Raw genomic sequence first — 23,287 nt, 5'->3', positions numbered from 1 at the left:
AGCGCACGCGTCACGTCTGCCGCTTCAGGGCTGCTCGCGGTGCCTCACGACGACCCGTTCCGTGTCGGCGAAATAAGACCCGAGGCGCTCCGCCATGTACACGGACCGGTGCTGCCCGCCCGTGCAGCCGACGGCCACCGTCAGGTAGCTGCGGTTGTCCTTCTTGAACGACGGCAGCCACTTGGCGATGAAGGCGCGGATGTCGGACAGCAGTTCGGCCGCCTGCGGCTGCGCGTCGAGGAAGGCGATCACGGGTGCGTCCTTGCCGTTCAGCGGGCGCAAGGTGAGGTCGTAGTACGGATTCGGCACGGCGCGCACGTCGAACACGAAGTCGGCGTCGAGCGGCACGCCGCGCTTGAACGCGAACGATTCGAAGTACAGCGTCAGCGGCGCGTACGTGACCTCGGCCAGCTCCTTGACCCAGGCGCGCAGCTTGTTCGCGGACAGCTCGGACGTGTCGATCACGTGGCCCATCTTTTCGATCTGGCCGAGGCGGTCGCGCTCTTCCGAAATGCATTCGATCAGCGTGCGGCGCGATGCCGGGTTCTCGCCCGGACGCAGTTCGTGCGACAGCGGATGGCTACGCCGCGTCTCGGAAAAGCGCGCGACGAGCGAGTGCGTGCTGGCGGTGAGGAAGATCACCTTGACCTGGTGGCCTTCGTCGCGCAGGGTAGCCACCGTCGTCGGCAGTTCGGCCAGCGATTCGGCGCTGCGCGCGTCGACGGCGACGGCGATGCGGCGGGTCGCGCCGCCGTCGACGTTGCCGACGAGGGCCGGCAGCAGGGCCGGAGGAAGGTTGTCGACGCAGTAGTAGCCTGCGTCTTCGAGGACGTTCAGGGCCACGGATTTACCGGAGCCGGAGATACCTGTGATGAGTAGGATGCGCATGCGGCGATGATAGCATCGGCCGATGTTTACCGCAGTGCACCAGGCTTATGGTTGAGGTATTTGCAACAGGGAACTTGGGTTCCCGCCTGCGCGGGAACGACGATTTGGCGTACCCAGCCTCGACAACGTTTCCCGCGCAGGCGGGGATCCGATGTCGCATGCTTGGCCCGCACTGCACCGCACCGCACCGCACCGCACCGCTAATCGCTGCTCATCGCCTGCCGCTGGTGGAGCAGGGGTTTCGCGGAGCACGGCTCCGCACTGCACTGCAGCGCTAATCGCTGCTCATCGCCTGCCGCTGCCGTTCCATGAACTCCTGCAGCGTATCGATCCCGCGCAACTGCAGGATCGTATTGCGCACCGCGGCCTCCAGCAGCACCGCGATGTTGCGGCCGGCCGCGACGGGGATGACCACTTTGCGGATCGGCAGGCCCAGCACGTCCTCGGTGGGGAAGTGGAAGGGCAGGCGTTCGACCTCTTCGTCCAGCGCGCCGCGCTTGACGAGGTGGACGATCAATTTGAGGCGCATCTTGCGGCGCACGGCCGTCTCGCCGAAGATCGCCTTGATGTCGAGGAGGCCCAGGCCGCGCACTTCCAGCAGGTTTTGCAGCAGCGGCGGGCAGCGGCCCTCGATCATGTTCGGGGCGATGCGCGAGAATTCCACGGCGTCGTCGGCGACCAGGCCGTGCGAGCGCGAGATCAGTTCCAGGCCCAGCTCGCTCTTGCCGAGGCCCGAGTCGCCCGTGATCAGCACGCCGACGCCCAGCACGTCCATGAACACGCCGTGCATGATGACGCGCTGCGCCAGCTTCTTCGACAGGTACACGCGCAGGTAGTCGATCACCTGCGCGGCCGGCAGCGGCGTCGAAAACAGCGGGATATTCTGCTCGTCGCAGATGGCGAGGATGTCCGGAGGCGTGTCGAGCCCCTGGGCGATGAACAGGGCCGGCGGCCCGCCCGCGATCAGTTCGCCGATCAGGTGGCTGCGCGAGCCGGATTTCAAGCGCTGGTAGTAATTCAGTTCCTGGTGACCGAACACCTGCATGCGGCCCGGGTGGATCAGGTTCAGGTGACCCACCTGGTCCGCGGCCGAGACGGCGTCGCCGGAAATCTGGCGCTCGCCGCCCGGGAATCCGGCGAACCAGCCCAGTTGCAGGCTGTCGCGGTTGTCGTCGTATAGCCGTTGGATGGTCAGCGGAGTCTGCAGCATGTTCCCTTTCGCAAGGTCAGCCGAGAGCTTGCAGGCTCGGCTGCCAGTTGATGATGCGTTCGTAGACGGCGCGCGGGTCGTTATCGGTCGTCAATGCCGTGCGGATGGCTTCGTCCGAGAACAGTTCCGCGATCTCGGACAGGATCTCGAGGTGCTGTTGCGTGACATGGTCCGGGATCAGGAGAAAGAACAGCAGCTTGACCGGCTGGCCGTCCGGCGATTCGAACGGAATCGGTTCGAGCAGGCGCACAAAGGCGGCCAGCGGCGCCTTGAGGCTTTTGCTGCCCTTGATGCGGCCGTGCGGCACGGCGACGCCGTGGCCGAGTCCCGTGGATCCGAGGCGCTCGCGCGCGAACAGGTTGTCCGACACGGTGGACCGGGCGATGCCGCAGTTGTTCTCGAAGATCAGGCCGGCCTGCTCGAAGGCGCGCTTCTTGCTCGACACTTCCAGATCGAGCTGCACGTTCTCGAGCGAGAGGATTTTGCTTAGATTAGTCATAAAACGCTTCTATTGCGGTGCACCCGGGGGTGCTTGCGAGCGGGAATTATAGGCCGGTTTTATGGCCGTGTAATTCGATTTCGCATGTCGTCCGGTGCCTGTGTGATCCCCGTCGCAAACCTTTGCGTAAAGACCTCGCATCCGACAATCGGACATGCGCAATTTCCGCCACGAAATCCCGGGTTTTACGCACAAAACATCTTCCCGGGGCCTCTTTTACCGATTTTTCTAGCGAAAACTTGTCGCTTTGCATATCCGGCGACACGGCGGAACGCCGGCCGGCATGGCCGGGCTGGCGTCGCAAATGTCGTTGGAAACGTACACTGTAGATGGGGGCGATCGACGAAAAATCACCCATCCACACTGTCTATTGACGTGCAGTGCGCAAATTCGGCAGTTTTCCGGTGGTGAAATTGGCGCGCCATGGGTTGATGTCCAGGCCGCCGCGCCGGGTGTAGCGTGCGTACACGGCCAGCTTGATCGGTTTGCACTGGCGCAGGATGTCGGTGAAGATGCGCTCGACACATTGCTCATGGAATTCGTTGTGCTCGCGGAAACCGATCAGGTAGCGTAGCAGGCTTTCCTGGTCGATCTGCGGACCGGTATAGCGGATCTGCACGCTGCCCCAGTCCGGCTGGCCGGTGACGAGGCAATTCGACTTGAGCAGGTGCGACACGAGGGTTTCCTCGACCGCGGCTTCGTCGTGATTGGCCTTGAGCAGTTCCGGGGACGGACTGTAGTTGTCGACCTCGATGTCGAGGCGGTCGATCAGGAGGCCGTCCTGCTCGCCCATTTTGACCTTGTCGAAGTCTTCGGGCAGGGTCAGCGCCGCGTGCACGGGCGCGCCGAACGCGGTCGACAGGTCCTCGCGCAGCAGGGCGAGCAGGGCGTCCGTGTTGGCCAGCCGGGTCTGGTTGAACGAATTCAGGTAGAGCTTGAAGGATTTCGATTCGACGATGTTGGGCGAATCGGCGGGCACGGTAAAGGTCGCGATGGCGACCTGCGGCTTGCCGCGCATGTTCAGCCACGACAATTCGTAGGCGTTCCAGATGTCGACGCCGAAGAAGGGCAGCGTGCCGGTCAGGCCGAGCTCGTCGCGCTTTTGCTGGCGCGGGATGGGAAACAGCAGCTCCGGCGCGTACTGGGTCTGGTAGGCCGAGTTCTTGCCGAGAGGCGAATGTTCAGGGGTATTGGTCATGATGTTTTCTCGAGGCCGGCCACGTTCGTGACGTGCGTGGCGATGCCGGTCCGGCGGCGGCAAAGCGGCGTATCGTACACCTTTCCGCGATCGGATGCGTGTCCCGTTAATGGATGCGTTATCGGCATATCATCGGTGGGCACCCCGTGCCCACCAGGCACATCCGCAGCCGTTTTACAGGAACAGCTTGTACGCCGGATTCGCGCTCTCGTCCCAGTAGCGATAACCGAGCGTGGCAAGGAACTGGCGGAACTCGTCCATCTCGCCGGACGGCACCTGCAGGCCGACGAGGATGCGCCCCACGTCGCCGCCCTGGTTCCGGTAGTGGAACAGGGAGATGTTCCAGTTCGGCGCCATGCTGTCCAGGAAGCGCATCAGCGCGCCCGGGCGTTCCGGGAATTCGAAGCGGTACAGCAGCTCGTCGTGCGCCAGGCCGCTCTTGCCGCCGACCAGGTGGCGCACGTGCTGCTTGGCCAATTCGTCGTGCGTGAGGTCGAGGGTGCGGAAGCCGTGTTCCTCGAACGTGCGCGCGACGGTGCCCGACTCGCTGCGGCTGCCGATCTGCACGCCGACGAAGACGTGGGCTTCGCGCTCGTCGCTGATGCGGTAGTTGAACTCGGTGACGTTGCGCGGGCCGATCAGCGCGCAGAAGCGCTTGAAGCTGCCGCGCTGCTCGGGGATCGTCACGGCGAACACGGCTTCGCGCGCCTCGCCCAGTTCGGCGCGTTCGGCGACGAAGCGCAGGCGGTCGAAATTCATGTTGGCGCCGCAGGCGATGGCGACGAGGGACTCGCCGCGCACCGGATTCTTCGTCATCAGCGACCGCTCGACATACGCCTTGGCGCCCGCGACCGCGAGCGCGCCGGACGGCTCGACGATGCTGCGCGTGTCCTGGAACACGTCCTTGATGGCGGCGCACAGCGCGTCGTTGTCGACGATGATGATCTCGTCGACCAGTTCCTGGCACAGGCGGAAGGTTTCGACGCCCACGAGGCGCACGGCGGTGCCGTCCGCGAACAGGCCGACGTCCGTCAAGGTCACGCGCTCGCCGGCCTTCAGGCTGCGCGCCATCGCATCCGAATCGTTGGTCTGCACGCCGATGATCTTGATGTCGGGACGGATCTGCTTCACGTACGCGGCCACGCCGCTGATCAGGCCACCGCCGCCGATCGCGAGGAAGATCGCATGGATCGGGCCCGAATGCTGGCGCAGGATCTCGACGCCGATCGTGCCCTGGCCGGCGATGACGTCCGGATCGTCGAACGGGTGCACGAACGCCAGCTTCTGCTCCTTCTCCAGCACTTGCGCATGGTTGAAGGCGTCGGTGTACGATTCGCCGTGCAGGACGACTTCCACATTGCTGCCGCCGAAGGCACGGACCGCGTCGACCTTCACGCTCGGCGTGGTGGTCGGCATGACGATCACGGCGCGGCAGTTCAGGCGGGCCGCCGACATGGCGACGCCCTGCGCGTGGTTACCGGCCGACGCGCAAATCACGCCGCGGTTCAGTTGCGATTCCGACAAGTTCGCCATCTTGTTGTAGGCGCCGCGCAGCTTGAAGCTGAACACACTCTGCATGTCCTCGCGCTTCAGGTAAATCTTGTTGTCGGTGCGCTTGGAAAGGCTGGGGGCGTATTCGAGCGGGGTCTCGACGGCGACGTCGTAGACGCGTGCGGTAAGGATTTTCTTGAGGTAGTCGGTAGTCATGATCGATGCGGTCTGTTCGGGTTCCGGGGCGACGCTGACTGTCCTGCTTGGCGGGTAACCGAGGCGAGCAGTGCGGCAGTTTGGCTCGGTAGAGCCTGGCATGCCGTGTCGTTACGAGGTGTTTCTCCCCATTATAATGTAATCAACCCATCCGTTCGCCGTCCACCCCTTCTTGCCGATGATCGAATCCGCCGTACTGTGGCTGCTGAAATTCCTCGCCGTGCCCACCGTCGGGCTCACGTCGGTCTTCCTGATCGCCTTCGTTTCCGCGACCCTGCTGCCGCTCGGCTCCGAACCGGCCGTGTTCGCGGTCGTCAAGGCCAATCCCGCGATGTTCTGGCCCGTGATCCTCGTCGCCACGCTGGGCAACACGCTGGGCGGCGTGGTCGACTACTGGATCGGCTACCGCGCCAAGGTCGCCTTCGCGAAGGAGCGCTCGTCGCGCTGGTTCCACTGGCTGAAGCGCTACGGCGCCAAGACGATGCTGCTGTCCTGGGTGCCGGGCATCGGCGACCCGCTGTGCACCCTGGCCGGCTGGCTGCACCTGCCGTTCTGGCCCAGCGTGATCTATATGGCCATCGGCAAATTCGGGCGCTACGTCTTCATGACCGTGACGCTGCTGTACGTGCCGAACGGCTGGTGGAAGTGGCTCGGCGAGCTGGCGAACAGGGTGTTCGGATGAGGGCCATCCCTCAGCGCGGCGCCGTGGCGCCTCCCTGAAACTGGGCGTCGCGCGCCAGGATGCGGTCGATGCTGGTTTCGGCGCGTGCCAGCGTGCGATCGAGGTCCGCGCCGTAGGCGATCACCGCGATCATCGCATCACCGAGGGTCTTGGCGACGATCGCCTGGCGCGCGACTTCGATCGGCAGCGCGACGCCGTCGCGCGAAATCGCGGCAATCTCGCCGCGCAGCGGCAGCCGCGTGAACGACGCCGATTCGATCACCGAGCGGCGCGTCGGCAGCTGGCCGGTGCGCGCCCACACCCCGCCTTCATCGTATAAGAACTTGAGGAAGGCCAGCGCGGCATGGCGGCTGCGCGCATCCGGCGTGCCGCCTTTCAGCAGCACCATCACGTGATTGTCGGCCCACACGGCGCTGTGGCCATGCAGGCGGGGGAACGGCACCGCGGTATAGCCTCCCGCGGTGGCGCTGTGCGCCTCATGCGACTGCCGCAGCAGGTCGCCGATGATCCAGGTCCCGTTGATCATCACCGCGCCTTCGCCGGCGGCAAAGCTTTGCAGGGCGGCGCCGTAATCCTGGCCGCGCGTGGTCAGGCCTTCTTCGTACATCGTCCTGAGCAGCTGCACGGACGCGCGCACGGTCGCGCTGTGCAGGTCGATGTGGAAGTCGTCCTTGGGGAACAGGGTCGTGTCCTGCTGGCGCACCAGCGTCAGCAGGATGCGCGGGAAGAAGGCCGGATCGTTATCGGTCAGCCAGATGAAATAGGGCTTGCCGGTGGCGGCCTTGAACTGGCGTGCCTGGGCCAGCAGCTCCTGTGGCGATTGCGGCAGCAGCGGCTTGCCGTCCCTGGTCACCAGCCCGGCGCGCTTCATCAAATTGAGATTGATGTGCCACAGCCAGGAATGGGTGTCGAAGGGCAGGGCGTACTGATGGCCGCCGATCGTGACCGCGGTGCGCGCCTGGGGCGTGAAGTCGGCGACGTCGATGCCGGCGGCGCGGAACTCGTCGTCCAGGGGTGCGATCAGGCCGCGCTTGACGAAGTCGTTCAGCGCGGAGCTGTGCAGGATGGCGACGGCGGGCATGTCGCGGCCGACGATCCGCGCACCCAGCTGGCTGTAGTACGAGCCATGCTCCACCACTTGCGTGTGCACCGTGATCTGCTCGCGGTTGGTGGCGTTGAACTTGTTGACCAGCGTGGTGATGATGCCGCATTCGCCGGTGGCGTTGGCGGTATCGGTCGAGTTGCCGTATTCGGCTTCGCAGGAACCGAAGAAGCGTGCGAACGAGATGTCGGTCGGCGCGGCAGCTGCCGCGCGGGCCGCGAGCATCAGGGCCAGCGCGGCGACGAAGGGAATGAGTCTCATGCTGAACGTACCCGGGCGCCGGCGACCGCGGCGACGATGTATTGTTGGAAGAAGGCGTACAGCACCAGCACCGGCGCGGCCGCGAACACGGCCTGCGCCATCAGGAAGCCGAGGCCTTCGGACTGCGCGAAGTTGGTCTGGGTCGAGGCCAGGCCCAGGGTCAGCGTGTAGTGGTCCGATTGGGTGGCGGAGATCAAAGGCCACAGGTAGTCGTTCCACGCGCCGAGGAAGGTGACGATGCCCAGCGTGGCTTGCGCCGGCAGCGATAGCGGCAGGATCACGCGGGTGAACACGGTCCAGCGCGAGGCATTGTCCAGCAGCGCGGCTTCTTCCAGATCGCGCGGTATCGCCTTGAAGTATTGCGTCATCAGGAACACGCCAAACGGCGCCGCCAGGCCAGGCAGGATCAGGCCCGGATAACTGTTGTGCAGGCCCCAGTCGGCGAACATGCGGTGCAGCGGGATGACGACGGCGGTCTGCGGCACGGCCAGCCCGGCCAGGACGAGGCGGTACAGCCAGGTCTTGCCGGGGAACTCGGTGCGGGCGAAGCCGTAGCCGGCCAGCGACGACAGTACCAGCACCAGGATGGTCTGGGCGAATGCCACCACGCAGGAATTGACGATCCAGCGGAACACCAGCGAGGTGCCGAGGATGTCGCTGTAGTTTTTCAGGGTGTAGGGCGGCGCGAACAGGATGTCGGTGCGCTGCGCCAGCAATTCATTGGGCTTGAACGACAGCGCCAGTATCCACAGCAATGGCGCCACCCAGACGATCGCGGCCAGCACGGTGGCGCCGAAGATGGCGCGGTTGCCCCAGCGGTTGGTCAGATTCGCATTCATGATTGCGCCTTTCGTGCGTGGCGTTCCAGCCAGCCTTGCAGCGCGATCCCGGCCAGCATCAACAGGAACAAGGCTTGCGCGCCGGCGGCCGCATACCCCAGCTGCCATTGTTCGAACATGGCTTCATACACGAACATCACCAGCGAGCGTGTGCTGTTGTTCGGACCGCCCTGCGTCAGCAACTGGATCTGGCCGAACACCTGCAACTGTGCGATCAGCTGCGTGACCGCGACCAGGATAACGCTGTGGCGGATCGCCGGCAGCGTGATGTGGCGGAAGCTGCGCCAGCGGCTGGTGTTGTCCAGCGCGGCGGCCTCGTAGACATCGTGCGGAATCTGCTGCAGCGACGCCAGGAACAGCATCATCGGCATGCCGACGCCCCACCAGACGGTGGCCATCACCACCATCGGCAATGCGAGCCATTGGTCGGTCAGCGGTGCGCCCGAATCCAGGCCCATGCCGTGTGCGGCGTTGGCCAGCATGCCGTGTTCCGGCATCAGCACCAGGCGCCAGACCAGGGTGACGATCGTGACCGACAGCACGCCGGCGCCGAAGAACACGCCGCGCAGGATGGCGGTGGCGCGGCCCGGCCGGTTCAGCGCCAGCGCCAGCGCCAGGCCCGTGATCACCATGGCGGGCGTGCACAGCGCCGCGAACAGCACGGTGTTGAACGTCGAGCGCACGAACATCTCGTCCTGCAGCAGGTCGACGAAGTTGACGGCGCCGACCCAGCGGCCGATATTGGAAAGCAGGTCGATCGCGTGGAGGCTGAGCCACAGCCCCTTCACCAGCGGCCACACCAGCAACGCCAGGTAGCACAGCAGGAAGGGGCTGACGAACAGCAGGCCGGTCCAGGCGAAGGCGGTGCGGCGCGCGGGCGCGAGCAGGGCAGAGGGGAGGTCGCGTTTCATCGGTCGCGCCTCATGCCGGATGGTGCGCAATGCCGGCCGCGTCGAACAGGTGGGCGCGCCGCAGGTCCACGCGCAGGCGGATGGCGGCGCCCACGGCCGGTTCCGCGGCGCGCGGCGGCGCGTCGGCCACGATCAGCAGGCCATCCTGCAACTGCACGTGCAGCAGGGTGCGGTCGCCGAGGCGTTCGATCACTTCCAGCGTGCCTTCGAGCTGTCCATCGGCGGCGGCCGTGATGGCGTCCGGGCGCAGGCCCAGTTCCAGCCTGCCTTCCGCCGCGAACGCGGGCACGGCGGTCCGCACGGTCGCGCCGTCGGCCAGCGTGACGGCGCAGCGGCCATTCACGTCGGCGGCGCGCGCAACCGGCAGGAAGTTCATGCCTGGGCTGCCGACAAAGGCCGCAACGAACCGCGTGGCCGGGCGTTCGTACAGTTCCATCGGCGCCGCGCACTGTTCGATGCGGCCCTGGTTGAGCACCACGATGCGGCTGGCCAGGGTCATGGCTTCGACCTGGTCGTGGGTGACGATGAGCATGGTCGCGCCCAGGCGCTTGTGCAGGCGCGCCAGTTCCAGCCGGGTGCGCGTGCGCAATGCGGCGTCGAGGTTGGACAGCGGTTCGTCGAACAGGAACGCCAGCGGTTCCTTGACCACGGCGCGGCCGATGGCGACGCGCTGGCGCTGCCCGCCGGACAGCTGCCCGGGCTTGCGCTCCAACAGCGGCTGCAGTTCCAGCATGGTGGCCGCATCGTTCACGCGGCGCGCGATGTCCGCTTCGTCCATGCGGACGTTGCGCAGGCCGAACGCCATGTTGTCGCGTACCGTCATGTGCGGATACAGTGCGTACTGCTGGAATACCATCGCCACGCCGCGCTGGCCCGGCGGCAGCGTGGTGACGTCGCGCCCGCCGATGGCGATGCGGCCGCCCGACACCGGCTCCAGTCCCGCCAGCATGCGCAGCAGCGTCGACTTGCCGCAGCCCGATGGGCCCAGCAGCGCAATGAATTCACCGGGCGCGATCGACAGGTTGAAGTCCGGGATCACCGCGTTCTGGCCATAGCGCTTGCTGACGTCGACCCACTCGATGCCGCCCAGTTCATGTTCCATCTTCATTCTGTTTTGCCGTACTGCCGCAGCAGTTCGACCTCCTCTGTGCAATAGGGCGTGCCGTCGGCATGCAGCACGTCGTGGAACCAGACGGGCGGCGGCGTGTCCGCGTAGGGTGTCTTCCACGAGTCCCACGGCATGTTGGTCTGGCTGCGGCCCGCCACGAAGCCCCAGTTGATCATGCCGATGTGTTCCGTGCGCGCGATCTCCAGGGCGGAACTGAAGGTGGACCCCATGCCGCGTGCCATGTATTCGGTGCAGATCAGCGGGCGGCCGTAGCCCTGCAACTGGTGGACGCGGGCCAGGAATTTTTCCGGACCGCTGTAATCGTGGAAGGTTAACACGTCCGATAGCGCCAGCTGCGCTTTCTGCACGTCGTTGAGTACCGTGGACGCTGGCGACCAGTCATCGCCGAACCAGACGCCGCTGGTCAGCGGCTGCTTCGGCGCGCAGCCCTGGGCCCAGCCGAATACCTGCGGCAGCAACTTCGCCACCAGCGAGATCTTTTCCTTGGCTTCGAACGGCAGGTAGTACCCCAGGCCGCCGCCCTGGTTGTCCGGCTCGTTCCACAGGTCCCAGCACCACACGCGGTCGTCGTTGCCGAAGGTGGTGACGATATCTTCGACGTAAGCGCGCAGCGCCGGGTAGCTGGACGGATCGGCCAGCTGGGCCGCGCCGGGGCTCTGCACCCAGCAGGAATTGTGGACGCCCGGTTCGGGCCAGCGCTGCGGCCCCAGCTCGGGACGCGGATCCCAGCACGAGTCGAACAGCACCAGCATCGTGCGGATGCCGTGGCGCGCGGCGATGCCCAGGTAGACGTCGATGCGCTGCTTGAAACCTTCGGCGTCGTGCGCCCACAGCAGGTCGTGCAGGAACACGCGCATGGTGTTCATGCCCAGGCTGGCGGCCCAGCCCAGTTCGAGGTCGATGCGCTCCGTATCGAAGGTGTCGGCCTGCCACATTTCCAGCTGGTTGACCGCGCTGGCGGGAACGAAGTTGGCACCGAGGATGCGCGGCTGCGCCGCGAACCAGGCATGCGCGCGCTGCGGGCTCCACAGCGGGACTTGTGGAACGGCGGGCGTGGCGGGTGCAGTGGTCATCATGTTCTTTCTGAAATCAGGATTGGAGGGGTTGACGTCGTCAGGGCGTCAGCGCGGCGGTGCCGAAGCGGGTGCGGCAGCTCTGGTCGGCACCGCCGTCGGACTGCAGCATGGCCAGGCGCTTGCCGTCGGTCGACGGCAGCAGCGGGCTGGAATAGTTCTGGCACCAGTTGGTCGTCAGCGGCGGAGAAGCGATGGCCAGCGGCGCCGGCGCCAGCTTCCACGGGCCGCTGCCGTCGGCGGTGGTGTTGGTGAACATGACCTTGCCGTTGCCGCCGGCATCCGGGATGCCGTTCTTGTCGACGAGGATCTGGCCGATCGCGATCAGCATGCCGTTGGGCTGGCCCGTGACCGGGGCCCAGGCGAAGGTCGGCGCGTGGCGGAAGAACTGGCCGCTGGCGGTCTCCAGGCGGAAGCCCGGATCGTTGGCGGGGCCCCAGTCGAGGCCATCGCTGGACCGCTTGGCGCGCAGTGCGCAGTCCAGCGTCCCGAGGTAGCAGTTCTCGAAGGTCAGCAGATAAGCGCCGTTCGGCAGCTGGCGCACGATGGCCATGCCGGGACGGGATTTGGGATCGTCGCCGGCGACGATCGTGCGCGGCGCGCTCCAGTTGACGCCATCGAGGCTGGTGACTTCCGCCAGGATCTGGGAGTGGCCCGCCAGCGTCTCGTCCGAGTAGTAGCACACCAGTTCACCCGATTTGGCGATGGCGAATTCCGGCTCCCAGATGCCGGACGGTGCTTTCGGATTCTTGGGAATGCGCCCCGTGCCGCACAGGGACAGGTAGTTCCAGGTCACGCCGCCGTCGGCACTCTGGTAAATGCGGTTTTCCATCGGCGCCTCGCGTTCCTGGCCGACGGATGCCGCGTACAGCAAGGTGCCGGCCGGCAGCGCGCCGATCTTGACCGGCAGTTCGTACAAGGTGCCGCAGCAATGGCCGTTCTTGAAATCGGGATCGGCGACCGTGCCGATGCGGGTGAAACTGGCGCCGTCGTCGCTGCTGGCATAAATGCCGGCCACCGGCTGGTCGGCGTTCCTGCTGGTGACGCTGGCCACCAGGCGGCCGTTCAACGCCGCGGTCTGGTGATGGCTCTGGCGGATCAGGCGCGGGTAGGTCGCGAACGTGTCGGCCAGCAGCGCGCCCTGGTTCGACGTGCCGGCGGCGGGTGGCGTGGCGGCGGCCACTGCGCCCGGCGCGGCCGCGATCGCGCCGCTGCCACCGCAACCGCTGAGGAACAGTCCCACGCACAGCGTGGCAATGGCAAACATGCCGGTCTTGTTGATCATGCTGGTCTCCTGTTGTTGTTGAGCTATTAATTCACAAGTATTTTCGTTGGTTTATTCTCGCAATATACATCATTACTTACAAGAATAATTGTTATAAATTTGCGTTACTGGCATTTTCGCCACGCGGTATCATGCATGCCATCCTCACCCGACGTGGTGAACTCACAGATATATTCAGAGGAATAGGGCGCAACATGGATGCTGGGAATCGGTCTTTGCTGGTAGAAGGCGATGCGGTACTGCCGCTGGTAAAAGCACTGGCGTCGGAAACGCGGCAAGCGATGCTGGGCCTGTTGACGCACAAGGTGCTGAACCTGTCGGAGCTGGCCGCGACCATGGGCCTGCCGCATTCCACCGTCAGCTTCAACGTCAACCAGCTGGAGGCGGTGGGCCTCGTGGTGGTGGAAACCGAGCCGGGCACGCGCGGCATCCAGAAACTGTGCTCCAAGCGCTACGATGAAGTGCGCATCCGCCTGCCCGGCGCGGCGGTGGAGGCGGAGCAGAATACCGTCACCATCAGTATGCCGATCGGCAGCTATCGCAGCGTCGAAGCCAGTCCGACCTGTGGCCTGGTCAGCGAGAGCAAGATCATCGGCATGCTGGACGATCCGCGCTCCTTCTTCGAGCCGGAACACGTCCACGCGCAGTTGCTGTGGTTCGGCGCGGGCCATGTGGAATATGCCTTCCCGAACAATGTGCCGTACGGCGCGGTGACCACCGAGCTGTCGCTGTCCATGGAACTGTGTTCGGAGGCGCCCAACTACAATCCCGACTGGCCGTCCGACATTACGCTGTGGATCAACGAGGTGGAAGTCGGCACGTGGACTTCGCCCGGCGACTTCGGCGGCAAGCCGGCCCTGCTGACGCCGTCGTGGTGGCAGGTCGAGGGCACGACCTATGGCATGCTGAAACAATGGAGCGTCAACGAGCGCGGTGCCATGATCGACGGCGTCTCGCTGGGCGGGACGACCATCGGCGACCTGAAGCTGGGGCAGGCCAATCACATCCGCGTGCGCATCGGCGTCAAGGAAGACGCGCGCAACAAGGGCGGCCTCAACCTGTTCGGCCGCAAGTTCGGCAACTACCCGCAAGACATCGTCATGAAGCTCGGCTTCGAGTTCCCGAGCGGCGTGCCGGTGCCGGTTTCCAGGAAAATCGGCTGAGGGCGGCCCTTTTCCAACAAGTTTTGTTGTTGCTTAGCGTCGAATTGACGCGCACTTACCCGATGTTCATAAAATTTCAATATTTATCGCAAATATTGTTGAAATAAATAAGAAATACATTCACTATTGCATCGCTGCTGGGGCACTATCGCAAATAAATTTGTTGTAGTGCCCGCCCATAACAAACAAGAATTAAAGCGATGACGCATCGTGCCAGCACTGACGGCATCCGGTATCTGTAGCTCGCCAGGGCATACCGGACCGGCACGGAAGCTTCGTTCAATAGTGGAGACATCACATGCAACAGTTCAAGAGGACGCCGGTCGCCGCGGCCTTGCTGGGCGTATTGACCGGCGCACCGGCCTGGGCGCAACAGCAGCCCGCCGATGCCATTAACGATACCAACACGGTGGTGGTGTCCGGCATCCGCCAGAGCGTACGCAAAGCGGAAGACATCAAACGCACCGCCGACCAGGTGGTCGACTCGATCAATGCCGAAGACATCGGAAAATTTCCGGACCGCTCCGTCGGCGAAGCGCTGCAGCGCATTCCGGGCGTGCAGGTGAGCCGCAATGCCGGCGAGGTCACCGACGTGTTGATCCGCGGCCTGCCCGACCTGGCCACCACCATCAACGGCAACGAAATCTTTACCGGCGACGGCCGGCGCCTGTCGTACCAGGACCTGCGGATCGAAGGCGTGGCCGGCCTGGACATGTACAAGTCCGCCACCGCGAACCAGCAGGAAGGCGGCATTGCCGGCGTGATGGATGTGCGCCTGCGTAAGCCGCTGGACCTGAAGGGATTCACCGCCTCCGGCTTCGTCGACGGCGTGAATCTGCATCCGCGCGGCAGTGGTGCCGATTCGCATACCGACCCGCAGCTTGGCGGCCTGGTTTCGAATCGCTGGAAGACCGCGCATGGCGACGTCGGCGTGCTGTTGGACGGCACCTACGTCAAGGACCGCTTCGTCAATCCGGTGCAGTGGTTCGCGGAACCGGGCGGCGCCTCGTGGCAGGTGCGTCCCGACGGCAGCGCGTATCGCAACGATCCGGGTAATCCGAACCTGGCGGCCGAACAGGCCAAGGGCGGGGCCACGACGACCGCCGTCATGCCTTTCCCCGGCGGCGTGTACAACTCCGGGAAGCGCGAGCGCGAGCAGCTGCACGGCGCGCTGCAATGGCGTCCGAGCGACAAGCTGGAAGTGGACAGCCAGGCGATCTACATGGGATACCGCGGCCGCAGCGCCGAAGACTATCTGTTCGCCGTGGCGCGTGACGGCAACAAGGCGACCAATGTGGTGCTGGTGCCGGACGGCCCTTACTGCAACACCAGCCGCGGCCACGTGTGCCCGATCGCGTCCGCCGACGTGCTGCCGGACGCGGACGGCGTCGCGCCCTACACCGCCAGCAGCACCCAGGCGCACCAGCAGAAAACCGACACCATGTACGGCAGCATCGGCGCCAAGTACAAGAACGGCCCGTGGCAGGCGACGACCGACCTGGCGCTCACCTATTCGAAGGCCGTCGACGACCGCATCATCATCGACCAGAGCGTGCCGTTCGCCACGCTGCACGTGATCGGCCTGGACGGCGACGGCCACGGCGGCTTTTCCGGCTCCACGCCCGGCCACCCGAACGCCTTGAGCGATCCGTCGCAGTATGTGCTGCGCGGCTTCTTCCAGTCGTGGAGCGAGAGCAGCGGCCGGCAGACGCAGTGGCGCAACGACGTCAGCTACCGCCTGGCGCCGGGCTTGATCGAAAAGCTGTCGGCCGGGTTCCGCTTGTCGTCGCGCGATGCCGAATACCACGGCGCGGAAGGCGGCGCCGATACGCCGGGTGGTGTGCGTCCGGTACCGGTCGGCGTGTTCGGCTCGTCGTTCGACGATGTCGTGCCGGGCGTGGAACGGCTGGGCGGCGCCTTCGCGACGCCGTCGACCAACTTCCTGCTGGATAACCGCGACCAGGTGCGCCAGTACTACGGCTTGCCGGCGGGACGCCTGCCGGACGACCCGAACCGCCTGTTCAAGCAGACCGAGAAGAACTACAGCGTCTACGGCATGGCCAACTATGCGTTCGATGTGGGCTCGGTGAGCGTCTCTGGCGTGGGCGGCGTGCGCGTGAGCCGCCTGGACCGCGACCTGACCGGCAACAACCGCATCGGCAACACCATCAGCACGATCAACTCGAGCAGTTCGCATACCGACGTCCTGCCCAGCATCGGCGCGAAGATCGACTGGAATGCCGACTGGATGTCGCACGTCGGCTGGGGCAAGACGGTCACGCGTCCGGATTTCGCGTCGCTGAATCCCGCGCTGTCGCTGACGCCGCCGTCGATCAACCGCCCCGGCTACGGCAGCGCCGGCAATCCGGATCTGAAGCCGGTGGAATCGAAGTCCTTCGACCTGACCCTCGAGCGCTACTTCGACAACAACGGCTACGCATCGCTGGCCTACTTCGATCGCCGCATCGATGGCTATCTGCAGCCGTTCTCGCAGGTGGAAAACATCGACGGCCTGGATTACACGGTGACGCGTCCGCAGAATGCCGGCAAGGGCAAGCTGCACGGCTATGAACTGTCGGCGCAGAAGTTCATGGACTTCCTGCCGGGCGCGCTGGCCGGCCTCGGTGTGCAAGCCAACTACACGTGGATCAGAGGCAGCACCGAAACCGCCAATACCCGGAACGGCAGCGACTATACTGTCACGCCGCTGACCAACGTCGCCAAACGGAACGCCAACCTGGCGCTGATCTACGAGAAGTTCGGCTTCAGCGGCCGGCTGGCGTTCACCCGTCGCGACCGGTATGTCGAATCGCTGAACAACGGCGGCATCCAGCTGCCGCCGACCAATGTGGTGCGTGCGCGTAACCAGGTCGATCTGTCGGTCGGCTACGAGATCAATCCTCAGCTGTCCCTGCAATTCAATGCCTGGAACCTGAGCCACGCCGCCTATGAAAGCTACAGCGGCTACGAACAGTTCCCGCGCGATATCCGTTACGACCCGGCCGTCTATTCGCTTGGCCTGCGCTTCAAGCTGTAATACCGGCTCCTTGCTCCTTTTGGAGTATTTGGCGGGGGCTTGCCCCCGCCTTTTTTTCGGCACATACGAAAGGATATACCATGCAGATCCGTTTCTATGCAGTGCTGTTGGCGATGCTGTGCTGGCTGAGTGGCGCCAGTGCCGCCGTCACGCTGGGAAATCAGACGTCGTTCTATCCGCGCATGTTGAGGTTGAACTCGAATGCGCATTTGATCGCCAGCTTCGATTACGGGAATACGCAGAGCACCATCTGGGACAGTGCCGACAATGGCGCCAGCTGGACCCAGATCGCCACCATCAATCTCGGCGAGCCCGGCCACTGCTGCAGCGGCCTGTACGAAACGCCGCAAGGCGCGCTGCTGTGGACCACGTCCACCACCAACGGCAGCGTCCACGCCATCAAGATCTATCGCAGCACCGACCGGGGCCATACCTGGAGCCTGCTGTCCACGCCGGTGACGGGCGGCACCGGCGTGTGGGAGGCGGAATTCGCGACCGACAGCGCCGGGCGATTGGTCATGTATTACTCCAGCGAAGAATACAAGGGTAGCGGCTACAACCAGCTGATCGCCGAGCGTATTTCCAACGATGGCGGCGTCACCTGGAGCAGCGACACCATCGTCGTCGGCGTCAGCGACGGCAATGTGCAACGGCCCGGCATGCCGCTGGTGGCGCGTCTGCCGAACGGCAGCTATGTGATGACGTACGAGGTCTGCGGCGGGTCGAATTGCGACGCCTTCATCCGCACGTCTTCCGACGGCGTGAACTGGGGCGTGCCGTCGAATCTGGGCACACGCATCGAATCCACCTCCGGCAATCACTTCACGCAAACGCCGACCGTGCGCTGGTACAACGATGGCAGCGCCAATGGCCGTCTGCTGGTGACCGGCATGGTCCTGCGCCGCAATGCCGACAACGGCATTGCCGCCGGCAATGGCCAGACCTTCATGTACAACACCAATAACGGCACCGGATTATGGACCGAAGGCGCGACCCCGCAGGCGGCCGCGACCAACGGCGGCAGTGACGTCTGCAATGGCTATACCACGCAATTGCTGCCGTCCGCGAATGGCGTGCAATTGTATGAACTGGTCAACGTCGGCTGCTCGATCAAGTTTGCCGTCGGGCCGATGGATAATCCGGTCGCCAGCGGCATCTATACGCTGATTTCGAAGAACAGCGGGTTGGCGCTGGACGTCAACGCCTGTTCGACCCTCGCCGGCGCCAACGTCCAGCAATGGACGCCGAACGGCGCCAATTGCCAGCGCTGGAATGTGCAAAACCAGGGTAACGGCGATTACCTGCTGACTTCCGTGAACAGCGGCCTGGCGCTGGACGTGAATGCCTGTTCGACGGCCAATGGCGGCAACGTCCAGCAGTGGACGCCGAATGGCGCCCCTTGCCAGGCATGGCACCCGGAGCCGGTCGGCGGCGGTTACTTCCGTCTGGTGTCGAAGAACAGCGGCCTGGTGCTGGATGTCGATGCCTGTTCCACCGCCCCGGGCGGTAATGTCCAGCAATGGCAGTGGCTCGGTGGCGATTGCCAGCGCTGGAAGCTGCAACCGTCGCCCTGACCTTGCACCGGTTATATCGGGCCGGCCCGGGCGGTAGGATCGACGGGCTGGCCGGCGTGGATAAGACGCCTCTCCACGCGGGGTGCCGTGCTTTAGGTGGAAAAACCTCGTTTTTCCAAAACAAATTCGAGCGCAATGGCACTTTTCTGTTGGTTTCTGCTTTTCGGCCGTTGCAAAAATCATTCCTTCCCCAGCGTGGTGCATCGCAATAAGCTAGAATAGAGAGTCCTACGCGTCAGTAAGACAGTCGATCTCCCCATGAACGCTCCTGCCAATATCCACGCCCTGCTCGAAGACAACGCGCCGACCCGTCTGCGCGAAATCCCCTATAACTACACGTCGTTCTCCGATCGCGAGATCGTGATCCGTCTGCTGGGCGAGTCATCGTGGCAATTGCTGGACGAATTGCGCGGCGCCCGCCAGACCGGGCGCTCGGCGCGCATGCTGTATGAAGTCCTGGGCGACATCTGGGTCGTGCGCCGCAATCCGTACCTGCAGGACGACCTGCTGGACAACCCCAAGCGCCGCGCCAAGCTGATCGAAGCGCTGCACCACCGGCTGGCGGAAGTCGACAAGCGCCGCCTGACGGTGGATGGCAGCGAGGCCGATCCCGCCACGGCCGCGCGTCGCAGCGATGCCGTCGAACAGCTGCTCGTCGCCGCCCGCAAGGCCGTCGACGACTTCGGCCGCGAGTTCGCCGAGACCTACGACCTGCGCAAGCGCGCCAAGTCCGTGCTGGGCCGCTACACCGACAAGCGCAACATCCGCTTCGACGGCATGCATCGCACGTCGCACGTGACGGACGCCACCGACTGGCGCGTCGAATACCCGTTCCTCGTCCTCGTGCCGGATTCGGAAGACGAAATGGCGGGCCTCGTGAAGGGCTGCATCGAACTCGGGCTGACCATCATCCCGCGCGGCGGCGGCACCGGCTATACGGGCGGCGCGATTCCGCTGTCGCCGCTGTCGGCCGTGATCAACACGGAAAAGCTGATCGGCATGAGCGAGGTCGAGATGACCCGCCTGCCGGGCGTCGACCGCGACTACGCGACCATCTACACGGGCGCCGGCGTCGTTACGCAGCGCGTATCGCAGGCGGCCGAGAAGGCCGGCTTCGTGTTCGCCGTCGACCCGACCTCCGCGCACGCCTCCTGCATCGGCGGGAACATCGCGATGAACGCGGGCGGCAAGAAGGCCGTCCTGTGGGGCACGGCGCTCGACAACCTGGCGTCGTGGCGCATGGTCGACCCGAACGGCGACTGGCTCGAGGTCACGCGCGTCGACCACAACCTGGGCAAGATCCACGACGCCCCGGTCGCCACGTTCAAGCTCGAATGGACGCACCCGTCGGAAAAGGGCGCGCCGAAAGGCGAGCCGTTCCGCACCGAGACGCTCGCCATCGAAGGCCGCCGCTTCCGCAAGGAGGGCCTCGGCAAGGACGTCACCGACAAATTCCTCGCGGGCCTGCCGGGCATCCAGAAAGAGGGCACGGATGGCCTGATCACGTCCGGCCGCTGGATCCTGCACAAGATGCCGAAGTACACGCGCACCGTCGCGCTGGAATTCTTCGGCCAGGCGCGCGATGCGATCCCGTCGATCGTCGAGATCAAGGATTACCTGGACGGCCTGCCGAAGAACGGCAAGCCGGAATTCGCCAGCCTGCGCCTCGCGGGCCTGGAGCACCTGGACGAACGCTACCTGCGCGCCGTCGGCTATGCGACGAAATCGAAGCGCGGCACCCTGCCGAAGATGGCGCTGTTCGGCGACATCGTCGGCGACGACGAGAACGCCGTCGCGCTGGCCACGTCCGAAGTCGTGCGTCTCGCGAACACGCGCGTGGGCGAAGGTTTCATCGCCGTGAGCCCGGAAGCGCGCAAGAAATTCTGGCTCGACCGCTCGCGCACCGCGGCCATCGCGCGCCACACCAACGCGTTTAAGATCAACGAAGACGTCGTCATCCCGCTGAACCGGATGGGCGAATACACGGACGGCATCGAGCGCATCAACGTCGAGCTGTCGATCAAGAACAAGCTGCAGCTCGTCGAGGAATTGCACGCCTATTTCGCGTCCGGGAACCTGGAAACGACGAAGGCCGACGATGCGACCGGCGAAGGCGTGTCGAAGGAAGAAATCCTCGGCGACCGCCCGCAGCAGGGCGACGATCTGCTGGCTCGCGTGTCCGCGCGCTGGACCTGGATCATGGCCAACCTCGACCAGCCGCTGGACGCCGTGCTCGATCAACTGGCCGGCGTCGGGCTCGAAGGCTCGAGCGGCACGTTCCAGGCACGTCTCGCGCAGCAGCCTGGCGCCACGCTGTTCGACGTCGTACAGGACCACACCGTGCGCGTCTCGTGGAAGCACGAGATCCGCGCGCCGCTGCGCCAGATCTTCAACGGCGCGGCCTACGAGCCGATCCTGGCCGAGGCGACCGCGATCCACAAGCGCGTGCTGCGTTCGCGCGTATTCGTCGCGCTGCACATGCACGCGGGCGACGGCAACGTGCACACGAACCTGCCCGTGAACTCGGACGACTACGCGATGCTGCAGGATGCGCACAAGGCCGTCGAGCGCATCATGAAGCTGGCGCGTTCGCTGGACGGCGTGATCTCGGGCGAGCACGGTATCGGTATCACGAAGCTGGAATTCCTCACCGAGGACGAGATCCGCGATTTCCGCGACTATAAACAGCGCGTCGATCCGGAAGGCCGCTTCAACAAGGGCAAGCTGCTCAACAGCGAGACCTCCTACGCCGACCTGCGCAACGCGTACACGCCGTCGTTCGGCCTGATGGGCCACGAATCGCTGATCATGCAGCAGAGCGACATCGGCGAGATCGCCAACAGCGTCAAGGACTGCCTGCGCTGCGGGAAGTGCAAGCCGGTATGCGCCACGCACGTGCCGCAGGCGAACCTGCTGTATTCGCCGCGCGACAAGATCCTGGCGACGTCCGCGCTGATCGAAGCATTCCTGTACGAGGAGCAGACGCGCCGCGGCGTGTCGATCCGCCACTGGGAAGAATTCGAGGACGTGTCCGACCACTGCACCGTGTGCCACAAGTGCGTGACGCCGTGCCCGGTGGACATCGACTTCGGCGACGTCTCGATGAACATGCGTAACCTGCTGCGCAAGATGGACAAGCGCAGCTTCAAGCCGGCGCAGCGCGCGGGCATGTTCTTCCTGAACGCGACCGATCCGACGACGATCAACGCGATGCGCAAGGGGATGATCGACTGGGGCTACAAGGCGCAGCGCCTGGGCGCGAGCGTGCTGAAGGCGGTCGCGAAAGAGCAGACCAAGGCACCGCCCCCGACCACGGGCAAGGCGCCGATCCGCGAGCAGGTGATCCACTTCGTCAACAAGAAGATGCCGGGCAACCTGCCCAAGAAAACGGCGCGCGCGCTGCTGGACATCGAGGACGACAAGGTCATCCCGATCATCCGCAACCCGAAGGTCACGAACGCCGATACGGAAGCCGTGTTCTACTTCCCCGGCTGCGGCTCCGAGCGCCTGTTCTCGCAGGTGGGCCTGGCCACGCAGGCGATGCTGTGGGAAGTGGGCGTGCAGACCGTGCTGCCGCCGGGTTACCTGTGCTGCGGCTATCCGCAGCGCGGCGCCGGCCAGTACGACAAGGCCGACAAGATGATGACGGATAACCGCGTGCTGTTCCACCGCATGGCCAACACGCTGAACTACCTCGACATCAAGACGGTCCTCGTCTCGTGCGGCACGTGCTACGACCAGCTGGCGACCTACGAGTTCGACAAGATCTTCCCGGGCTGCCGCATCATGGACATCCACGAGTACCTGCTGGAGAAGGGCGTCAAGCTCGAAGGCGTGACCGGTACGCGCTACATGTACCACGATCCGTGCCACACGCCGATGAAGCTGGGCGATTCGATGAAGACCGTGAACGCGCTCGTGCAGACCGTCGACAACGTCGCGATCGAAAAGAACGACCGTTGCTGCGGCGAGTCGGGCACGTTCGCCGTCAGCCGGCCGGACATCTCGACCCAGGTCCGCTTCCGCAAGGAGCAGGAAATGGTGAAGGGCGCGGACAAGCTGCGCGCCGACGGGTTCACGGGCGACGTCAAGATCCTGACGAGCTGCCCGTCCTGCCTGCAGGGCCTGTCGCGCTACAACGACGATTCGGGCACCACGGCCGACTACATCGTCGTCGAGATGGCGCGCCACCTGCTGGGCGAGAACTGGATGCCGAACTACGTCGCCAACGCCAACAACGGCGGCATCGAGCGGGTGCTCGTATGACGCGTGTGGCCGGCTGCGAGCTGTGCGCGTTGTCGGCGCCCACCGTGGTCGACAACGACAGGTTCGCCGTCATCCTCGTCGACGACGCCAACTACCCCGGCTTCGCGCGCGTGATCTGGAAGGACCACGTGCGCGAGGTGAGCGACCTGGCGGACGCCGATCGCCTGCTGCTGAACGATGCGGTGTACAAGCTCGAACTGGCGGTGCGCGAGGTGATGCAGCCGCTGAAGGTCAACGTGGCGAGCCTCGGCAACGTCGTGCCGCACCTGCACTGGCACGTGATCCCGCGCTACGCCGACGACGCGCATTTTCCGGCACCCGTGTGGGCGCAGGCCGTGCGCGCGACGCCGGATGCGGTGCTGCGGGCGCGCCGCGCGCTCGTGCCGCAGCTGGCGGAGGCGATCAAGCGCAGGTTCGCTAAAATAGCGTCTTCCTGAAACGTCGTCCCCGCGCAGGCGGGGAC

At 65.0% G+C, this 23,287-nt stretch carries 17 protein-coding genes; 6 read left to right on the top strand and 11 right to left on the bottom strand.

Going from position 1 to position 23,287, the window contains the following annotated elements:
* Positions 1 to 24: 24 nt before the first annotated feature.
* The 5 genes from rapZ to ilvA form a co-directional block, all read right to left on the bottom strand.
* A complete protein-coding gene (gene rapZ, locus U9J41_RS08515; protein ID WP_322401784.1) occupies positions 25 to 888 on the bottom strand; it encodes an RNase adapter RapZ in 864 nt (287 codons plus the stop codon).
* A gap of 274 nt (positions 889 to 1,162) precedes the next feature.
* Positions 1,163 to 2,098 carry an HPr(Ser) kinase/phosphatase gene (gene hprK / locus U9J41_RS08510; protein WP_036238906.1) on the bottom strand — a complete coding sequence of 312 codons (936 nt, stop codon included), beginning with the start codon at positions 2,096 to 2,098 and terminating at the stop codon, positions 1,163 to 1,165.
* A gap of 16 nt (positions 2,099 to 2,114) precedes the next feature.
* Positions 2,115 to 2,597 (bottom strand): PTS sugar transporter subunit IIA, encoded by a 483-nt coding sequence (locus U9J41_RS08505; protein ID WP_322401783.1) that lies wholly within the window; start codon positions 2,595 to 2,597, stop codon positions 2,115 to 2,117.
* Positions 2,598 to 2,964: 367 nt separating this feature from the next.
* Complete coding sequence (gene queF / locus U9J41_RS08500; protein ID WP_322401782.1) at positions 2,965 to 3,795, bottom strand: NADPH-dependent 7-cyano-7-deazaguanine reductase QueF; 831 nt, start codon at positions 3,793 to 3,795, stop codon at positions 2,965 to 2,967.
* 174 nt (positions 3,796 to 3,969) lie between these two features.
* A complete protein-coding gene (ilvA, locus tag U9J41_RS08495) occupies positions 3,970 to 5,604 on the bottom strand; it encodes a threonine ammonia-lyase, biosynthetic (protein ID WP_322401781.1) in 1,635 nt (544 codons plus the stop codon).
* A 76-nt stretch (positions 5,605 to 5,680) separates the two neighbouring features.
* Here ilvA and U9J41_RS08490 point away from each other — a divergent pair, with 76 nt between their 5' ends.
* Positions 5,681 to 6,184, top strand: a complete 504-nt coding sequence (locus tag U9J41_RS08490; protein WP_322401865.1) for a YqaA family protein — start codon at positions 5,681 to 5,683, stop codon at positions 6,182 to 6,184.
* 10 nt (positions 6,185 to 6,194) lie between these two features.
* On the opposite strand, the gene U9J41_RS08485 is transcribed toward U9J41_RS08490, so the two are convergent.
* Genes U9J41_RS08485 through U9J41_RS08460 form a run of 6 tightly spaced genes read right to left on the bottom strand, consistent with a single transcriptional unit; the run spans position 6,195 to position 12,784 of the window.
* A complete protein-coding gene (locus U9J41_RS08485) occupies positions 6,195 to 7,547 on the bottom strand; it encodes an extracellular solute-binding protein (protein WP_322401780.1) in 1,353 nt (450 codons plus the stop codon).
* On the bottom strand, positions 7,544 to 8,386 hold the full coding sequence (locus U9J41_RS08480; protein WP_322401779.1) for a carbohydrate ABC transporter permease: 843 nt from the start codon (positions 8,384 to 8,386) through the stop codon (positions 7,544 to 7,546). Before U9J41_RS08480 ends, U9J41_RS08485 begins: the two co-directional genes overlap by 4 nt.
* Positions 8,383 to 9,297, bottom strand: coding sequence for a carbohydrate ABC transporter permease (locus U9J41_RS08475; protein ID WP_322401778.1), 915 nt, complete (start codon positions 9,295 to 9,297; stop codon positions 8,383 to 8,385). Before U9J41_RS08475 ends, U9J41_RS08480 begins: the two co-directional genes overlap by 4 nt.
* A 10-nt stretch (positions 9,298 to 9,307) precedes the next feature.
* A complete protein-coding gene (locus tag U9J41_RS08470; RefSeq protein WP_425260199.1) occupies positions 9,308 to 10,387 on the bottom strand; it encodes an ABC transporter ATP-binding protein in 1,080 nt (359 codons plus the stop codon).
* A 14-nt stretch (positions 10,388 to 10,401) separates the two neighbouring features.
* Positions 10,402 to 11,502 carry a glycoside hydrolase 5 family protein gene (locus tag U9J41_RS08465; RefSeq protein WP_322401776.1) on the bottom strand — a complete coding sequence of 367 codons (1,101 nt, stop codon included), beginning with the start codon at positions 11,500 to 11,502 and terminating at the stop codon, positions 10,402 to 10,404.
* A gap of 37 nt (positions 11,503 to 11,539) precedes the next feature.
* Positions 11,540 to 12,784 (bottom strand): sialidase family protein, encoded by a 1,245-nt coding sequence (locus U9J41_RS08460; protein WP_322401775.1) that lies wholly within the window; start codon positions 12,782 to 12,784, stop codon positions 11,540 to 11,542.
* A 215-nt stretch (positions 12,785 to 12,999) separates the two neighbouring features.
* Between U9J41_RS08460 and U9J41_RS08455 the strand changes: the two genes are divergently transcribed.
* From U9J41_RS08455 to U9J41_RS08435, 5 genes are all read left to right on the top strand, one after another.
* Entirely contained in the window at positions 13,000 to 13,947 is a 948-nt protein-coding gene (locus tag U9J41_RS08455; RefSeq protein WP_322401774.1) for an ArsR/SmtB family transcription factor, read from the top strand.
* A gap of 298 nt (positions 13,948 to 14,245) precedes the next feature.
* Positions 14,246 to 16,984, top strand: a complete 2,739-nt coding sequence (locus U9J41_RS08450) for a TonB-dependent receptor (protein ID WP_322401773.1) — start codon at positions 14,246 to 14,248, stop codon at positions 16,982 to 16,984.
* 80 nt (positions 16,985 to 17,064) lie between these two features.
* The gene (locus tag U9J41_RS08445) at positions 17,065 to 18,558 is read left to right on the top strand and encodes an RICIN domain-containing protein (protein ID WP_322401772.1); all 1,494 of its coding nucleotides are present in this window, start codon (positions 17,065 to 17,067) and stop codon (positions 18,556 to 18,558) included.
* A gap of 258 nt (positions 18,559 to 18,816) precedes the next feature.
* Positions 18,817 to 22,824 (top strand): FAD/FMN-binding oxidoreductase, encoded by a 4,008-nt coding sequence (locus U9J41_RS08440; protein ID WP_322401771.1) that lies wholly within the window; start codon positions 18,817 to 18,819, stop codon positions 22,822 to 22,824.
* Positions 22,821 to 23,261: an HIT family protein gene (locus U9J41_RS08435; protein WP_322401770.1), complete on the top strand. Its 441-nt coding sequence runs from the start codon at positions 22,821 to 22,823 to the stop codon at positions 23,259 to 23,261. Before U9J41_RS08440 ends, U9J41_RS08435 begins: the two co-directional genes overlap by 4 nt.
* Positions 23,262 to 23,287 lie beyond the last annotated feature (26 nt).

Source organism: Massilia luteola, assembly GCF_034420155.1.
In the GTDB taxonomy this organism is placed as follows: domain Bacteria; phylum Pseudomonadota; class Gammaproteobacteria; order Burkholderiales; family Burkholderiaceae_D; genus Telluria; species Telluria luteola.
Note: the sequence above shows the minus strand (reverse complement) of the source record. Positions and strands in the feature narration are given on the sequence as shown.

Bases quoted from the DNA above. Each gene is read 5' to 3' on its own strand.
- U9J41_RS08505 (WP_322401783.1), bottom strand. From the start codon at position 2,597: ATGACTAATCTAAGCAAAATCCTCTCGCTCGAGAACGTGCAGCTCGAT.
- U9J41_RS08445 (WP_322401772.1), top strand. From the start codon at position 17,065: ATGCAGATCCGTTTCTATGCAGTGCTGTTGGCGATGCTGTGCTGGCTG.
- U9J41_RS08480 (WP_322401779.1), bottom strand. From the start codon at position 8,386: ATGAATGCGAATCTGACCAACCGCTGGGGCAACCGCGCCATCTTCGGC.
- U9J41_RS08440 (WP_322401771.1), top strand. From the start codon at position 18,817: ATGAACGCTCCTGCCAATATCCACGCCCTGCTCGAAGACAACGCGCCG.
- rapZ (WP_322401784.1), bottom strand. From the start codon at position 888: ATGCGCATCCTACTCATCACAGGTATCTCCGGCTCCGGTAAATCCGTG.
- queF (WP_322401782.1), bottom strand. From the start codon at position 3,795: ATGACCAATACCCCTGAACATTCGCCTCTCGGCAAGAACTCGGCCTAC.
- U9J41_RS08490 (WP_322401865.1), top strand. From the start codon at position 5,681: ATGATCGAATCCGCCGTACTGTGGCTGCTGAAATTCCTCGCCGTGCCC.
- U9J41_RS08475 (WP_322401778.1), bottom strand. From the start codon at position 9,297: ATGAAACGCGACCTCCCCTCTGCCCTGCTCGCGCCCGCGCGCCGCACC.
- hprK (WP_036238906.1), bottom strand. From the start codon at position 2,098: ATGCTGCAGACTCCGCTGACCATCCAACGGCTATACGACGACAACCGC.
- ilvA (WP_322401781.1), bottom strand. From the start codon at position 5,604: ATGCCAGGCTCTACCGAGCCAAACTGCCGCACTGCTCGCCTCGGTTAC.
- U9J41_RS08435 (WP_322401770.1), top strand. From the start codon at position 22,821: ATGACGCGTGTGGCCGGCTGCGAGCTGTGCGCGTTGTCGGCGCCCACC.
- U9J41_RS08485 (WP_322401780.1), bottom strand. From the start codon at position 7,547: ATGAGACTCATTCCCTTCGTCGCCGCGCTGGCCCTGATGCTCGCGGCC.
- U9J41_RS08450 (WP_322401773.1), top strand. From the start codon at position 14,246: ATGCAACAGTTCAAGAGGACGCCGGTCGCCGCGGCCTTGCTGGGCGTA.
- U9J41_RS08460 (WP_322401775.1), bottom strand. From the start codon at position 12,784: ATGATCAACAAGACCGGCATGTTTGCCATTGCCACGCTGTGCGTGGGA.
- U9J41_RS08465 (WP_322401776.1), bottom strand. From the start codon at position 11,502: ATGATGACCACTGCACCCGCCACGCCCGCCGTTCCACAAGTCCCGCTG.